This window comes from Paenibacillus tepidiphilus (assembly GCF_008635795.1).
Lineage (GTDB): Bacteria > Bacillota > Bacilli > Paenibacillales > Paenibacillaceae > Paenibacillus_AQ > Paenibacillus_AQ tepidiphilus.
The window spans coordinates 63,464-79,595 of record NZ_VWRQ01000014.1 but is presented as its reverse complement, the minus strand read 5'-3'; the positions used below and the strand labels follow the sequence as shown (position 1 = coordinate 79,595).

Sequence of the window (16,132 nt, the reverse complement as noted above, 5' to 3'; positions counted from 1 at the left end):
AAGTGTAAGTAAAATCCGGCAGACGCGAAATAAGGCCATCTATAATAAAAGTTCGAAAATCTACGGAGTTTGCCAGTGGAGAAAAGTTAAGGGGTAATGCAGCTGTAGGCGCAGTAACAGACCACCCTCAGCAACTGCAGGCCTTCGGTCTGGAAGCTCTGAAATATCGCCAACGCGGAAGCCAATGCGGAAGCCAATGCGGAAGCCAATGCGGAAGCCAATGCGGAAGCCAATGCGGAAGCCAATGCGGAAAAAAGCGGACCGCTGTCTTCCAGCGGTCCGCCTTCTGTGGAACATCTAGTTATCGGTATACTGAAACTAGGAGAGTCTATGCACCGACCACACAACCCCCGGCGAGCTTCCGCCGCTCAAGTCGATCGGAATCGTCAGACCATCAGCCTCGTAGAACAGGCCGATGACGTCGCCTGCATTCAGTTCAAATTCGCCGGCCAGGGTGACGGTGCCGTTGCCGAGGATCGCTCTCAGCGTGAGCACAAGCGCCACGTTGACGTTCAGCAGTGGGAACAGCCCGCTGACCAGCGTTGTCGCAGTCGGTGATGTTCTCAGTATGCTGAATGCCGGGTTCACACCGGCCCCCAGGGAGATGGTGAGGGCTGCGGTAGTCGAGTAGTTGACAGTCGCTTCAATCGAATATCGGCCGGTTGTCGGCACCGTAAAGTTCCCCGTCGTCGGATTAAAGCTGGCACTCGGATAGAACGGCGATGCTACCGTCCAGCCCGTAAGCTGTGTGCTTGCGGCCGTAGAGAAGGTCGGCAGGAATGCGGAGAACCCTTCTGTTGCAAAACCAGGTCCAGTTGCACCGGTGGCTCCCGTGACGCCGACTCCTGTCGCGCCAGTTACACCTGCCACGCCGGTGGCTCCTGTAGCGCCAGCTGCGCCAGTCTCGCCGGTAGCTCCGGTCGCTCCAGTTACGCCTGCCACGCCGGTTGCACCTGTGGCTCCCGCTGCTCCAGTTTCGCCGGTAGCTCCGGTCGCTCCCGTGGCTCCCGCTGCTCCAGTTTCGCCGGTAGCTCCGGTCGCTCCTGTTACACCTACTCCTGTTGCGCCGGTCGCTCCTGTCACTCCAGCCGTTCCGGTCGCACCCGTGGCACCTGCTGCTCCAGTTTCGCCTGTAGCTCCGGTCGCTCCTGTTACACCTACTCCTGTTGCGCCGGTCGCTCCTGTCACTCCAGCCGTTCCGGTCGCACCCGTGGCACCTGCTGCTCCAGTTTCGCCTGTAGCTCCGGTCGCTCCTGTTACACCTACTCCTGTTGCGCCGGTCGCTCCTGTCACTCCAGCCGTTCCGGTCGCACCCGTGGCACCTGCTGCTCCAGTTTCGCCGGTAGCTCCGGTCGCTCCTGTTACACCTACTCCTGTTGCGCCGGTCGCTCCTGTCACTCCAGCCGTTCCGGTCGCACCCGTGGCACCTGCTGCTCCAGTTTCGCCTGTAGCTCCGGTCGCTCCTGTTACACCTACTCCTGTTGCTCCGGTGGCTCCGGTCACTCCAACCGTTCCGGTCGCACCCGTGGCACCTGCTGCACCCGTTTCGCCTGTAGCTCCGGTCGCTCCTGTTACACCTGCCGCACCAGTTTCACCTGTTGCACCGGTGGCTCCGGTCACTCCAGCTGTTCCGGTCGCACCAGTTGCGCCTGCGACACCTGTAGCTCCCGTTTCCCCGGTAGCCCCTGTCACACCGGCTCCAGTTGCTCCTGTGACACCGGTTGCGCCTGTCGCACCTGTGACACCTGTTGCTCCCGTCACGCCGGTAGCGCCAGTCACTCCAGCTCCTGTCGCGCCGGTTACCCCAGCTGCACCAGTCGCACCTGTAGCTCCTGCGGCACCTGTAGCTCCCGTTTCCCCGGTAGCCCCTGTCACTCCGGCTCCCGTTGCTCCTGTGGCACCGGTTACGCCCGTCGCCCCTGTAGCACCCGCAGTTCCTGTCGCGCCGGTAGCGCCAGTCACTCCAGCTCCTGTTGCACCAGTTACTCCAGCTGCACCAGTCGCACCCGTAGCGCCTGCGACACCTGTAGCTCCCGTTTCCCCGGTAGCCCCTGTCACACCGGCTCCAGTTGCTCCTGTGGCACCGGTTACCCCCGTCGCCCCTGTAGCACCCGCAGTTCCCGTCGCGCCGGTAGCTCCAGTCACTCCAGCTCCTGTCGCGCCAGTTACCCCGGCGGCACCGTATCGCCCGTTGCCTGGGTATAGCTATGAACCGCCTGCTCCAGCCACGGGAACAGCCGGTCTCCCATAATGCCAAGCGTGCACAGGATGGTGGCACCGGCATTGTTCCGGCGGACGATTTTCAGAAACTCAGCATATTGCTCTCCATACTCCGCCTGTCTGGCGCCATCGTCCTTGGTGAACGAGTCATCATTGGTTCCCAGATTGATCACAATCAGTTCAGGAACAAACCTGCTGAAATCCCAGCTAACCTCGAGCGGGTTCAGTGTGCCATCCAGCTTCCCTTCTGACTTGGCCACCTTCTCATAGTAATCCGGCAAAAGATGCGTAGTCAGCTTCTGATCATTGTCTGTATAACCGGAAATAATTCCATATCCGCTGTAGGAAACCATGCTATAATCCGCCTGCAGTGCTTCCGCAGTCAGGTACGCATAGGCTTTGGTAACATCTTCTGTAGCCGTGGAGAAGGGATGCAGCTCATGCTCATCGTCTACCCCGTAGCCGCAGGTGATGGAATCACCTATGAACTCTATTCTATGTACGTGGCCCGGTGTGGGTATAATGCCTTCCGCGGCCTCGACGACTATCTCCTGAATGCCCGCTGTGGACATCGCTGCCTCGGACAGCTTCAGCACTCTTACTGTGACCTGCTGCTCGGTGCTGCTCTCGAACACGGTATAGGTCTTCACCGGTTGATGGATTTGCTCCTCAACTACCCGCACACCATTTACTTCGATGCCGATGCGGGCATGATTCGTATCGCCTTCGGCAATTTGATCGCCTTTAATGGTGATAGCCACTTTTTTTCCGTAACAAGAGAACTCTATCCCGCTGCCGGACAAAGCCAGCCACAGAACATCGTTATAGTAATGAGTACGGCCGATCATTTTAACATATTGCCCGGTTGCTTTATAGACTTGCATCGTCTCCGCCATATCTGAACCTTCCTTCTGCGCTATATATCTGTAACGGTAACAAAGGCGCTCCTTCTTTGCAATGAAAGCCGTACCAAACTATATCCGGATTCATAAAAATGTGAAATCAAATCAGATTAGTGTCGAAGCTGGATTCCCCTGAACGGATGGAGCTCTTCAAACAAACAAATACTCATATTTTCGCATCTGCAATTTAAGTACTTTGGCAATTCTGCCAAGCTCTTCTTCATGTTCCTCTATAAACTGCAGAACAGAGGAACGATCGAAGCGAAGGTTCGTCTCAAGCGCACGGGCTTGCTTCGAAAAATCTTTGCTGAACGGCTTAGCTTTGACACGCCGCATGGCAACATCTATAGGCATACTCAGTGGATAATCCGTTGTATCGGACAGCAGACTTAAACCATGATCAAAATATGGACAGAGCCTGTAACCCCCCGGTCCGTGAATAAAAGCAATGTTGTTCAAATGACGGTCTTCGTTCAACAAAAAGGCATCCAGCGGCAGCATCATTGAAAAATACTCAAGAGTATCCAAACGGATTGCTGTACGGAGAAATTCAATAATGGAAAGCACCGCATCGCGCGTACTCTGATTACGGAGCACAGCATCAATTGAAATGCCGTAGCTTTCTAAAAGGCGATGCAGTGAAATCAGACTTTCATCCGGCTGCAGAAAATCTTCGGAGTAACATCCCCGATATTCAGTACCGTCAGCTTCTCTTATCAAGCACCGGCTGTATGGAACAATGAACTGGGGCGGGATATTGGAGCGCTTGATGATTTCATAAGCTGCCCATTCAGCCAATCCTTCATAGCCGAATTTGTTCACTTTTGCCCATTGATTCTCCGTTCTCCATTTGAGCTGATCGCCCTTACTGGTGCTGACAAAGCTCTTACCCTCGTCCCTGGTCACTTGCATAACGGGGATGGATATCAATGCACGTCAACTCCTCACCAGAGAATCGGAGCCACACGTAATCATCGTATAATACACCATGCGTATGTTTGACGATATCCGTGGGCACGTATTCGCTCAGCCCCATGGATGCCAGGATCTTGTCGATATGATGGCGGGTACGCGGAACGCATCGGGACTCGAAATAGTCCAGCACGTCGCTAACCGATACCTTTGGCTTACAAGGAAAAGGCAAGAATACAGGCTCCACCGTATGATCCTGCCAGACATCCACGCGCTGATGCAGGTAATCCAGCTTGACTCTGGCAATGACACGGTCATGCTCCAGCACTTCGAACTCGAGGGGCGGAGGGATGAGATGATTGAAACTGTTCATAGGACAAGCCTCCTGCGGCTAGAGTAAAGTTTCGCGCTATCTATGCTGTTATTGGCCCTATTATATCATTTTCCAGTTCAATATCCTCCCAATTATGCCTGCTGCTCTCTTCCGTCCCCCTCAGCCCTCTTCCATCCCGTTCACTACGCGCCAGTTATTATTAACCGAGACGGTGAGGCGCCCCCGCTCGCGGATATAATCCGCCAGCAGTTCCACCATGTCGGTCGGGATATCTTTCACGACCGGCTTACCCCCGAACATTGCGAAATTCCCGCCCCCGCTGGCCCGGTAATTGTTCATGACCACGTCGTATTCCGCTTCGGCCCTAAGGGGCTGGCCGTTCCGCTCCAGCCGGGTCACCCGCTGGCCCATAGGCTGCGAAATGTCCAAAGTATAATCGATCCCTTCCCACATGTCATAGTTATAATGCTGCGGCTTCGGTGCCAGGTAAGACGGGTTTACGGCGATCTCTCCCTCCGCATTGACTTCGAAATACTCAGCCGATTTCTCCAGTGCGGCTTTAATATCGCTTCCGGTAACACGGAGAACCTTCAGCGTATTGGGATAGATGTAGTTAGACACGATCTCCCGCATCGTAATGCGTTCGCCGAACCCGGGAGAGACGTTGTCGAACAATGCCGCGCACGAAATATCGGCTCCAGATGCGTCCATTTGCACACGGTTGATGAACTCCATCAGCGGATGCTCCTGCAGCCGGGCTGCGAAGTGGGAGTGAACCGTCATATTCCCATCCACATAGCCGGACGGCTGATCCAGCCATTCTTGCGTTAGCTCCTCGATCTTACTGATCAGCTCTTCAAAGACCGGGTCTGGTCCGGCCTCCTCTGCCGAGACCAGCTCAGACCTCCGGCTGATCACCTTCCAGCCCTCCAGGCTTTTCTCCATCTGCAGCGTTACTTTTCCCAGGAACCGGCCTTCATTTGCGGGCTGCACCACGCATACGCCATTAATGCTGCGTTCTGCAATCGCCCGGTGCTGATGGCCGGTAAGCAATACGTCAATTCCCTCTACTTCCTGGCAGAGAGCGTAACCAACATTCTCTCCGGTTAAGGGTTCTGTTGGCTGGCCCGTGTCCAGATCCCGCTCAAAGCCGCCATGGTAAGACACGACGATGACATCCGCCTGCTCCTCCGCTTTCATGACCGGAATCCACTTCTGCGCCGCTTCCACCGGATCCTCGAAACGCAGGCCCGCGATATGCTGCGGCTGTTCCCAGACAGGGATGTAGGAAGTGGTCAGTCCCAGAATCCCGATCCGCACCCCGTTCTCCATCTCCCGCACCAGATAAGGCTTGCCGAACGCCGGCTGGCCGGTTGAAGCATCCACAATATTAGCCGATAACCACGGGAAGCTGGAAGCCTCCATCGCACTCTGCAGATACGGCAGTCCGTAGTTGAACTCATGATTGCCCGGTACGGCGGCATCATAATGCAACTCATTCAGGCAAGCGATCACCGGATTCGGCAGCTCACTGTTTACCTTGGCATGATAATACGTCAGCGGTGTGCCCTGCAGGCAGTCTCCGTTATCTATCAAAAGCGTATGCGAATGCATACGGCGCATAGCCTTCACGACAGCCGCGATGCGGGCCAGGCCGTGTCCGGCTTCGCTCCGGGTGGCATAGCTTCTCGGCAGTATGAATCCGTGCAGATCACTGGTTTCCAGAAGAACCACTTCACATTGCTCCAATGACATCGTTTCGCTCCTTTGGCTAACTATTCTGAAAAGATTGGATTATTCTATCACACTATTGAACGGGCCGACAGGCTCCGAGTGAGGTTTATCATAACGATGACATTAATCGGCCTGAAATTTAACAATTGAATTATATAGTGGTTAAGCACGCAAAAAAATAGTCTTGTACAAGACAAAAAAGTGGAGGTCTCCAAGTGAAGAAAAGAATCAAGCACTTATTTGCAGGTGTACTGGCGATCGGTTTGTTGGCGGGTTGCAGCGCGAATAACAATGCGGGTAACAACGGAGAAGCTGCTAATAACGCAGCAGCAACAAACAATGGAGCGGCGGCAACAGCGGAAGCAACGCAGCCTGCGAATACGAATATTGACGTGCTGAAAATCAGCTTTGTTCCTTCCAAGGACCCGGATCAGATTATTACCACCACTGAGCCGCTGAAGGAACTGCTGAAACAACAACTGGGTACTCAAGGCTACACGGTAGGCGATGTGCAAATCGATGTAGGCACAACATATGAAGCAGTCGGCGAAGCACTCAGCGCAGGAACAACGGATGTCGGCCTGATTCCAGGCGGTACGTACACGCTGTATGATGACGGAGCTGAAGTTATTCTGACCGCTACACGCAAAGCACTTTCCAATGATTCCGATAACCCTAAGGATTGGAACGACAACAAGCCGACTACGGGCCTTGACGATCAGCAGGCTTCCTACTACCGTTCGCTGCTGATCGCCGGACCTTCCGCCAAGGGCCAAGAGCTTGCCGCTAAAGTGAACAACGGCGAAGAGCTGACTTGGGAAGACCTGGACAGCGCAACCTGGGCAGTAATGTCCACCTCTTCTTCCGCAGGCTATATCTACCCGACCCTGTGGCTGCAAGAGAAATACGGCAAGAGCCTGACAGACCTGTCCAAAGTAACGCAATCCGACTCCTATGGCAGCTCCTTTGCCCGTCTTGCTGTTGGACAAGCGGATATCGTGGTGGCCTTCGCAGACGCACGCCGCGACAACGAAGAGAAATGGACCAGCGAGTTCGGCGGCACTGGCCCGATCTGGGACCAGACCAATGTTATCGGTGTAACGCAGCCGATCTATAATGACACCGTCAGCGTAAGCAAGAACTCTCCGATCATGAACGATGAGCTGAAGAAAGCCCTGCAGGAAGCGTTCATCGCCATCGCGGGCACTGATGAAGGTAAGGAAGTTATCGCTATCTACTCTCACGAAGGCTATAAAGTAGCCCAATCTGCCGACTACGACGGGGAGCGGGACGCGCAGGAATTGATCCGCAGCATGAAATAACCCGGCCAACAGCACAGGTTCGCATGAAACTTGGATGAGAGCATCATGAGATCATGATGTTCTCATTTTTCACTTCCAAATCTACTAAAGGATTGAATGCCCCATGATTCAGTTTATGAATGTAACCAAAACGTATACAAACGGCACCACGGCCCTGAACAATATTAATTTGGAAATCAAGCAAGGTGAATTCGTTGCCGTCATCGGTCTCTCCGGAGCCGGGAAGTCAACGCTAATCCGTTGCATTAACCGTATACATGACATTTCCAGCGGTACACTCCTCGTGGATGATGTGGATGTGTCCAAGCTTAAGGGCAAGCATATCCGTAAATTCCGGCGCAGAATCGGGATGATTTTTCAGTCTTTTAATCTGGTGACGCGTACGACGGTAATCAACAACGTCCTGGTATCCCTCGTGCCGGGCCTGCCGCTGTGGCGCAAGCTCACAGGAATCTTCCAGAAGGAGCACAAGATCATCGCGCTGGAGGCCCTCGATAAAGTCGGCATCCTGGACAAGGCGTTCGTCCGCGTCGATCAGTTGTCCGGCGGGCAGCAGCAGCGCGTTGCGCTGGCCCGCACACTCGCCCAGAATCCGGATATCATCCTGGCGGATGAGCCGATTGCTTCCCTCGACCCGGTAACTGCGCGCATCGTCATGGATGATTTCAAGAAGATCAATAAGGATATGAACATCTCTGTGATTATGAATATTCATCATGTCGAGATTGCCCTCGAATATGCAGACCGTATTATCGGCATCCGCAAGGGGGAAGTCGTATTTGACGGCGAAACCTCCCAGGTGACACAGGAGATTCTTGAGGATATTTACGGCGGGAAGTGGGAGGCCGAGAAAGCGGCGATGGAGGAGCAGGCGGCCTATGTTCGATAAACTTTTTCCTCCAAAAAAGATCGTGCTGCCGGGCGGAAAAATTGTGCTGCAGAAACGGTCCCGCACACCGCTCGTTGTCCTTATTCTGGCTGCCTGCACCGTATTGTCGGCGCAATTTACAGGCTTCAGCTTTCCTATGCTTTTTAAACGTATACATGAGTTCTTTACAATCATTCTCAAAATGATTCCGCCCGACTGGAGCAGCCTGAGCGATATTTGGTCCCCGCTTCTCGACACCATCAAGATGTCGCTGCTGGGCTCCATCATCGGTGCATTGATTGCATTGCCGGTAGCCGTAGCGGCCTCCTCCAACATCGTGCAGTCCAGAATTATTGTCATCCTCAGCAAAGCGGTCCTCAGCCTGCTCCGCACGCTGCCGACGCTTGTCTCCGCACTCATTGCCACCTTCGTGTTCGGTCTCGGGTCGATGGCGGGAACCGTGGCGATTATGCTGTTTACGATTTCTTATGTCGGCAAGCTGGTGTACGAGCAGATTGAGAATGTGGATATGGGGGCTTTTGAAGCGATGGAATCGCTTGGCATGACCCGGCTTGAGGCCTTCCGCTTCGCGGTGCTGCCGCAGGTGCTTCCGGGGTATATCTCCACCTCCCTGTACTGTTTTGAGGGAAATGTGCGGTATGCGGCGATTCTCGGCTTAGTCGGGGCCGGGGGCATTGGCCTGCTTATTAACGAAGGGCTTGGCTGGCGGGATTACCCCGCAGTGGGAATGATCATTCTGGTGCTGATTGTCACGGTCTATATCATAGAACGAATCAGCGAGCATTTCCGCAAGAAGCTTATTTAAGGAGACGTTACATTCATGAATAGTATTGAACAACAACTGGCAGCCGCCCCCCGCAACAAGCTCTACCTGGGGACCATTGCGGCCATCGTCGCCGCGTTATTCGTATGGTCCATGACGGCGGTGAATTTTAATCAGATCGAACAGAACAGTCTTAAGATTGCCAAAAACATTGTCTACGGGCTCACCCACCCGGATACACAGCTACTGTTCAACGTATCGAAGCAGAGCGTGCTCTACCTGCTGCTGGAGACAGTGGCCATTGCCTTTCTGGGCACCATTGTCGGCGCGGTGTTGGCCGTGCCACTGGCTTTCCTCGCAGCGTCCAACATCGTGCCAAAGCCGGTATCCTGGCTTACGCGGCTGCTGCTGATCATCATCCGCACCGTACCCTCGCTGGTTTACGGTCTGATGCTAATCCGGGTAACCGGACCGGGGGCCTTTGCCGGAGTGCTGACAGTGGGGATCACCTCCATCGGGATGCTGGCCAAGCTGTATGTGGACGCCATTGAGGAGCTGGATACACGCGTCCTGGAGTCGATGACCTCGGTGGGCTGCACCACCTTTGAGAAGATCCGCTTTGGCATCATTCCGCAGCTCCTCTCAATCTTCCTGTCGGTCATGATTTACCGCTTCGACATGAACATGCGCGAGGCTTCGGTTCTGGGCCTGGTCAGCGCCGGCGGCATCGGGGCACCGCTTATCTTCGCTATGCGCAGCTATAAATGGGATCAGGTCGGGTCCATCCTCATCGGACTGGTCGTGCTGATCCTGATCATCGAGTTCTTCTCGAACAAGGTCCGGGCGAAGCTGGTTAGAGGATAACAGGGGGATAGCCGCTCCTCTCAAGGTCCATTCCCTACTTAGAGTTTCCGTTGAATATCTTACCTGCGACTAATGAACAATGTATAATTGTTATAACAGTCAATTATAATGATACGGAGGGACTCATATGCAAAGGGGAATTGAAATGGAACGCAAGGTTTCTAAATTCGGGAATAGTCTAGGCATAACCATGACGGATGCTCTTAAACAAATCGGTTTGGATCAAGGGGATACCGTCATCGTTGAGGTTAATCAGTCAACAGGGGAGATCACTATACGGAAATCAACAAAGGTGGCGCTTCCGAATGGGATCAGCGAGGATTTCATGGACGCTTTGGCAGAGGTTATTAATGAATATGACCATACCCTGCAGGGTCTTAAAGACAGATGAGCATAGTCCGTTATCTATCCGTTCAAGAAGCGATAGCTATCAACCTTGCCATGATTCAGCGTTACAGTCCGGGAGAACAGATTGGTGTAAAAGACCCAGGGCTGCTCGAATCAGCAATTCTGCGTCCGCAGTCCTCCGCTTTCGGGGAAGAGGCATATCCCACTATTTATGTAAAGTCTGCCGCTTTATTTCAGTCTCTGGGACAAAACCACCCGTTTCATAATGCAAACAAACGGACCGCATTTACAGCACTTGTTATTTTTCTGCGCTACAACGGTGTGCATTTTAAAATGGACGTTGAAAAAGCGGAGAATTTTACCGTAGATATGGTGAATCATAAATACGAGCTTCAAGATCTCTCCGAGATTATTGAAGAGCACTGTTTTACCACACTATAAAGAACAAACAAAAGCGACCCCGAAAGGTCGCTTTCTTCTTGCCATGCTCATTTTCCGCTTCTTCAACCTGCTGCCTCTAATTCACCTTCATATAATACAGGTTCGTCGTAGTATCCTTCGTAATCGTATGTGCACCAGCGCCAAGAGACACCGTGGCAATACCACTCGTGATAGGATAGCTCGTGCCGTCCACCTTGATCTTCGTTCCTTCCGAGTTGAACACCAGCGTTAACGTCGAGGCTTGCGTAGTGGTGAACTTAATACTGGTCGCGCTCTCGATCTTCAGGCACTGGGTCAGAGTCAGACCGTTATAGACCACAGTTCCTTTGCTGGTGGACAGGTTCCCCGAGATGGTGAAGAAGCTGCTCGATGTTCCGTCTGTTGTAAAATTATGCACCTTTTCTCCCGCTACAGGTGTCGATGTGGGAGCTACCGTCGGCGACGGAGTCGTGGTTGGCACCGGAGTTGCCGTTGGCGTCGGTGTTGCCGTTGGTGTCGGTGTTGCCGTTGGCGTTGGTGTTGCCGTTGCAGACGGGGTTGGCGTCGGTGTCGCCGGGCTGGAGTTGCCGCCTACCGATACCAGCTGTGTAGTGTAGGCACGGATGGCCGACATCAGCGCTGTGTTAATGGCATAGGAAGCATCATCCACGGAATCATTGAACGTCCATACGAAATCCCCGCCGCCTAAGCGTCCTGCTTTGGCTGTAACATTCTGCTCCACCGCAGTCACACTGTCCACGGCCGATGCGCTTACTCCAGTGTTTACCTTCGTGTCGAAGTTATTATACGCCGTACCGCCGACCAGCGCCTTGAACGTGCTTGGTACGTTTTCAGTCCGCGAGGAGGCCAGGTAGGCGTCAAAAGAGGTGGCATTTGCCGCAGTCGTACCTGTGCCGGAGTTGGCATAAATCAGACTATCGGCTTCGGTAACGATATTGTTGTAAGCTTTGATTACCCCGCCATTCTCACCGGAGAACGTGCCCTCACCGAGCGCATCCGTACCCTGCAGCGAGATCAGCATCGGGTATTTCGTATTTCTGAACACATTGGATTCAACAAACGCCGAACCCCCGCTTGTCATGCCGACGCCATATTTGGAGACGCCGTCATAGAAGTTATTATAGATGTGGACCGAGGCCACTCTGATTCGCGGATGACGGGAGTCCGAGTGGTCGAACCAGTTATGATGGAAGGTGGCAAAGAACTCGGACGATTCGGTTAAGCCCACCAGAGAGGCTTTTCCGGAATCCCAATAGTGGTTGTAAGAGATCGTAATATAGGAAGAGCCGTTCTTCAGGTCTGTGGAGCCGTCACCCTTCGCCTGATCCGCATCGCCGCCGGCTGATCCGTAGAAAATATCATTATTATGCACCCATACATTCACATTGCCCGAGTCCATGGACACACCGTCGTCAGGGAACAGCATCAGCCCGAGATTCCGCACCTCTACATTGCCGACATAGCGCAGCAGAAGTCCCCAGCCATAAGCGTACGCATCGTCGCCGATTCCTTCCAGGGTAATGTTCATTTCAGCGTAATTGCTTTTGCCTTTGACCTGCAGATAGCCGCTGCTGTTGAGCTGTCCGCTCAGATCGGAGGCTGTAATTTTGCCGACAAACCGGATGGCCAGCGGGGTGGTATCATAGCCCTTCTGTCTCAGGTTCAGAATCTCGCCCAGGCCTACAGCGGTTTGGGTCGATCCGGAGCTGCTTACTTTGACGGGAAGCGTTACGGTCTGCGCATTCTGGGAGGTAATGTATACGACCTGTGCCCCGCTCCTGAGCGTGCCGTTACTATTGTAGGCCCCGGAGCCTGTACCATATTGGGAATTCGGTGAAAAAGCAAACCCCGACCGGTCATGAGCCGCTACGCTCAGCGTGCCCGACACGGCACTTACCTTGGAGCCGCCGGACAGCACGGCTTCCACCTTCATGACGTAGCTTCCGGCGGCAAGCCCTACCGCATCCGCTCTCCAATAAGACGGATATTTGCGGATTAACTGGCTATCAATCTGCTGGTACTGGGAGTCGGCGCTACTGGCCGGCTTCACATAGACGTTATATCCTGTAGCATTGCTTTCGGGCGACCATTTGACATAAGCCGTTTCATTCCATCCTCCACTGCCGGTAATCGCAAGACCCGCAGCATGTACTGTTGAATTGGCCCATCCGCCGGCAATTAATGATAATGTCAAAGACAGCAGCAGGACGATGCCGGTGATTCTGGATAACTTGGATGCTCTTCTGATCATTTCATATCCTCCTTATATATTTGTTCATACCTATTTGAAACCGCTTGCAACAAGTTATAAGATTACTACTGCACACCCCCCATCCTTCTGAATTCTGTTACACGGCATTACACAGCTGGGTTTGTACAAACTTTGTGTCGAAGTGAGAATAGAACTCGCAGCGAACCCCCCAGTATTTCTGCAAAAAATCCAAATTTTACAACTGATGCACCCTCAGATTAGCAGTGTTCTGGACAGTTCCGAAACAATCATTTACTCATATTTCCAGTTTCTCTGTCGTAATCTGAGCTAGTGATTATATGACAGAGACATGATACACGTCCCATTCACAAATACGGGTTATCGGCAGAGCAAAACTATTCTATAATGAAATTGGACTGGGAAACTTTAACACTCTGTGAACGCGCGTTTATTGCCCTGTCCATCATCCACTTTGTAGGAGGAATGGTTATGCAATACGGGCATTTTGATGAGGACAACAAGGAGTATCTCATTACGCAGCCGAACACGCCGGCCCCATGGGCGAATTATCTGGGATCACCGGAATACGGCGCCATTATCTCGGGTAACGCCGGGGGCTACAGCTTTGTTAAGTCTGGAGCCAACGGGCGGCATATCCGCTACCATTTCAATTCGAAGGACGAGCCGGGGCGCTATATTTACGTGCGGGACCTGGAGAACGGGGATTATTGGTCGGGCTCCTGGCAGCCGGTAGGCAAGGACTTGGAGCAGTACAAGTCAGTATGCCACCATGGAACCGGATACACCAACATTATTTCAGATTATGATAACATCCAGACGCAGACGCTATACTATGTGCCGCTGAACAAAACCTATGAGGTGTGGCGCCTGAAGGTCCGCAATAAGGACTCCAAAGCCCGGAAGCTGGCGCTCTTCGGCTTCTGCGAATTTACCAACGATAACAACTACGAACAGGATACGGTCAACCTGCAGTATACTTTGTTTATTTCACGGACCCGGTACATGAACAACATGATCCTGCAGACTTTAAATGAAAACGCTGCCGGAGAACAGAGCTGGCGATTCTTCGGTGCTGCAGGTGCGGAGGTCACTGCTTATGACGGCGACCGGGATACATTCCTCGGTGATTACCGTGGCTACGGCAATCCGGCTTCCGTAGCCAATGGACAATGCAGCAATTCATTGAACTACAACACCAACTCCTGCGGCGCCCTGCAGATCAACGTAGACTTGCAGCCGGGCGAAGAGAAGGAAATCGCCTTCCTTCTGGGACAGTATGACGAGCAGGGAGCTTCGGAAATTCTCAGCCAGTATCAGGACCTGTCCGTCGTGGAGCAGGAGCTCGAAGAGCTGAAATCGTTCTGGCACAGTAAGCTTAACCGGTTCCAGGTCCAGACGCCCAGCGATAATCTGAACAGCATGATTAATACATGGAACGCGTATCAATGCTTCATCACCTTCATCTGGTCCCGTGCCGCCTCCTTCCAATACTGCGGCCTGCGCAACGGGCTCGGCTACCGGGATACCGTGCAGGATATCCAGGGCATCATTCATCTGGATCATGAGATGGCCCTCGGGCGGCTGAGACTGATGCTCTCGGCGCAGGTCTCGAACGGCGGCGGTCTTCCGCTGGTGAAATTCAACCATAATCCCGGACATGAGGGCACGCCAGACGACCCGGATTACGTACGGGAAACCGGCCACCCGCATTACCGGGCCGACGATGCCCTGTGGCTATTTCCAACCGTCATTAAATACTTAAATGAAAGCGGAAACTGGGACTTTACGGATGAAGTGATTCCTTATTCCGATCAAGGCGAAGCCACTGTATACGGGCACCTCCGCCAGGCGCTTCAATTCAGCCTGGACCGCATGGGCGCCCATGGCATGCCGGTCGGACTTCATGCCGACTGGAATGACTGTCTGCGGCTTGGCGCCAAGGGCGAGTCGATCTTCGTCGCGTTCCAGCTGTACATGGCTTTTAAGGTGTTCATGGAAATCGCACAGAACAAAAACAAGCCTGCGGATGTAGAGTGGGCGCAGGGCCTGCTGGACGAGCTTGATGTCAACATTCAGAAGCATGCCTGGGAGAATGACCAGTTCGTCCGGGGCTTTACCGAAGACAACTACACGGTAGGCTCCTGGGCGAATGACGAGGCCAAGGTCTGGCTGAATCCGCAGAGCTGGTCCGTATTAAGCGGCGCAGCCCGCCCGGAACAGGCCAAGCTCGCCATGGACAAGGTGTACCATAATCTGCGGACGGATTACGGCACCATGCTATTCTATCCGCCGTTCCGGGAATATGGCCTGCCGGTGGCCCTGATGGCCCTGTTCAATGCCTCGACCAAGGAAAATGCGGGTATCTTCAGCCAGCCGCAGGGATGGCTCATCCTGGCAGAAGCCATGCTCGGCAACGGGGACCGCGCATTCGAATATTTCCTGAATTGCAGCCCGGCCAGCATGAACGATAAGGCCGAAATCCGCAAGCTGGAGCCTTACGTGCACGGCCAGTTCGTCGAGTCCAAGGACAGCCCGTATCAAGGCCGGGCGCATGTTCACTGGCTCACCGGCACCGCCTCGACCGTAATGGTTGCTCTGGTGGAAGGCATCATGGGGATTCAGCCTCAAAAGGATGGCCTACGCATCAATCCGTGCGTCCCTTCGAGCTGGAAGGAGTTCTCCATGGTACGCGAATTCCGCGGCAAGAAGCTGAGCATTCAGGTAGAGAATAATAGCGGTGTACAAAAGGGAGTGTCCCGTATCGTCATTAACGGCGAAGAAATTCAGGGTGATCTGATCCCCGCCGCCCGGATGGAAACGGAGAATAACGTGGTCGTCATTATGGGATAAAGCCTTATGGATATACTTGCTTCTTCCCAATGAGTGGCTGATATTTTCGATATCGCCCTTTTTATAAGTCCGAAAAGTGATACCCACACGCATTCTCCTTTGTTATCCATGCTATGGTCGCTCTGTCTGTTCATTACTATATTTCAGGAATGTACGGGGCAAGGGAGTGAATGAGTAGTAGTGGTTGTTTACCGGCCTTATGGCTGGTACAAAGCGATAGGCTTCAAGCAAGCAACTAAAAGCTACTGGTGGAGCAAGTCTTAAAATCAAGTAATAAAGTAGAGGGGCCTACAGCTCCTCTCTTTTTTCATTCGTGACAG

The 16,132-nt window shown here is 53.4% G+C and carries 13 protein-coding genes; 7 read left to right on the top strand and 6 right to left on the bottom strand.

Annotated features, from left to right (window positions below):
- Positions 1-318: 318 nt before the first annotated feature.
- From F1379_RS18150 to F1379_RS18130, 5 genes are all read right to left on the bottom strand, one after another.
- A complete protein-coding gene (locus F1379_RS18150) occupies positions 319-2,145 on the bottom strand; it encodes a collagen-like protein (protein ID WP_239004721.1) in 1,827 nt (608 codons plus the stop codon).
- Positions 2,146-2,165: 20 nt separating this feature from the next.
- Positions 2,166-3,116 (bottom strand): SGNH/GDSL hydrolase family protein, encoded by a 951-nt coding sequence (locus F1379_RS18145; protein ID WP_150272394.1) that lies wholly within the window; start codon positions 3,114-3,116, stop codon positions 2,166-2,168.
- A gap of 156 nt (positions 3,117-3,272) precedes the next feature.
- The gene (locus F1379_RS18140) at positions 3,273-4,052 is read right to left on the bottom strand and encodes a HipA domain-containing protein (protein ID WP_150272392.1); all 780 of its coding nucleotides are present in this window, start codon (positions 4,050-4,052) and stop codon (positions 3,273-3,275) included.
- Positions 4,009-4,407: a hypothetical protein gene (locus F1379_RS18135; RefSeq protein WP_150272390.1), complete on the bottom strand. Its 399-nt coding sequence runs from the start codon at positions 4,405-4,407 to the stop codon at positions 4,009-4,011. The genes F1379_RS18140 and F1379_RS18135 overlap by 44 nt, the downstream gene beginning before the upstream one ends.
- Before the next feature lie 120 nt (positions 4,408-4,527).
- On the bottom strand, positions 4,528-6,123 hold the full coding sequence (locus F1379_RS18130; protein WP_150272388.1) for a bifunctional metallophosphatase/5'-nucleotidase: 1,596 nt from the start codon (positions 6,121-6,123) through the stop codon (positions 4,528-4,530).
- A gap of 194 nt (positions 6,124-6,317) precedes the next feature.
- Here F1379_RS18130 and F1379_RS18125 point away from each other — a divergent pair, with 194 nt between their 5' ends.
- The 6 genes from F1379_RS18125 (at position 6,318) to F1379_RS18100 (ending at position 10,729) form a co-directional block, all read left to right on the top strand.
- Positions 6,318-7,424 carry a phosphate/phosphite/phosphonate ABC transporter substrate-binding protein gene (locus F1379_RS18125; RefSeq protein WP_150272386.1) on the top strand — a complete coding sequence of 369 codons (1,107 nt, stop codon included), beginning with the start codon at positions 6,318-6,320 and terminating at the stop codon, positions 7,422-7,424.
- A gap of 103 nt (positions 7,425-7,527) precedes the next feature.
- Complete coding sequence (gene phnC, locus F1379_RS18120) at positions 7,528-8,313, top strand: phosphonate ABC transporter ATP-binding protein (RefSeq protein ID WP_150272383.1); 786 nt, start codon at positions 7,528-7,530, stop codon at positions 8,311-8,313.
- The gene (gene phnE, locus F1379_RS18115; RefSeq protein ID WP_150272381.1) at positions 8,303-9,118 is read left to right on the top strand and encodes a phosphonate ABC transporter, permease protein PhnE; all 816 of its coding nucleotides are present in this window, start codon (positions 8,303-8,305) and stop codon (positions 9,116-9,118) included. The genes phnC and phnE (F1379_RS18115) overlap by 11 nt, the downstream gene beginning before the upstream one ends.
- Positions 9,119-9,133: 15 nt before the next feature.
- Positions 9,134-9,940, top strand: a complete 807-nt coding sequence (gene phnE / locus F1379_RS18110; protein WP_150272379.1) for a phosphonate ABC transporter, permease protein PhnE — start codon at positions 9,134-9,136, stop codon at positions 9,938-9,940.
- A 145-nt stretch (positions 9,941-10,085) separates the two neighbouring features.
- Entirely contained in the window at positions 10,086-10,331 is a 246-nt protein-coding gene (locus F1379_RS18105; protein WP_420850513.1) for an AbrB/MazE/SpoVT family DNA-binding domain-containing protein, read from the top strand.
- Positions 10,328-10,729 (top strand): type II toxin-antitoxin system death-on-curing family toxin, encoded by a 402-nt coding sequence (locus F1379_RS18100; RefSeq protein WP_150272369.1) that lies wholly within the window; start codon positions 10,328-10,330, stop codon positions 10,727-10,729. Before F1379_RS18105 ends, F1379_RS18100 begins: the two co-directional genes overlap by 4 nt.
- Positions 10,730-10,805: 76 nt before the next feature.
- Here F1379_RS18100 and F1379_RS18095 read toward each other — a convergent pair whose 3' ends face one another.
- Positions 10,806-12,980: a pectate lyase family protein gene (locus F1379_RS18095; RefSeq protein WP_150272367.1), complete on the bottom strand. Its 2,175-nt coding sequence runs from the start codon at positions 12,978-12,980 to the stop codon at positions 10,806-10,808.
- Between the two features lie 450 nt (positions 12,981-13,430).
- Here F1379_RS18095 and F1379_RS18090 point away from each other — a divergent pair, with 450 nt between their 5' ends.
- On the top strand, positions 13,431-15,812 hold the full coding sequence (locus F1379_RS18090) for a glycoside hydrolase family 94 protein (RefSeq protein ID WP_150272365.1): 2,382 nt from the start codon (positions 13,431-13,433) through the stop codon (positions 15,810-15,812).
- Positions 15,813-16,132: the final 320 nt, after the last annotated feature.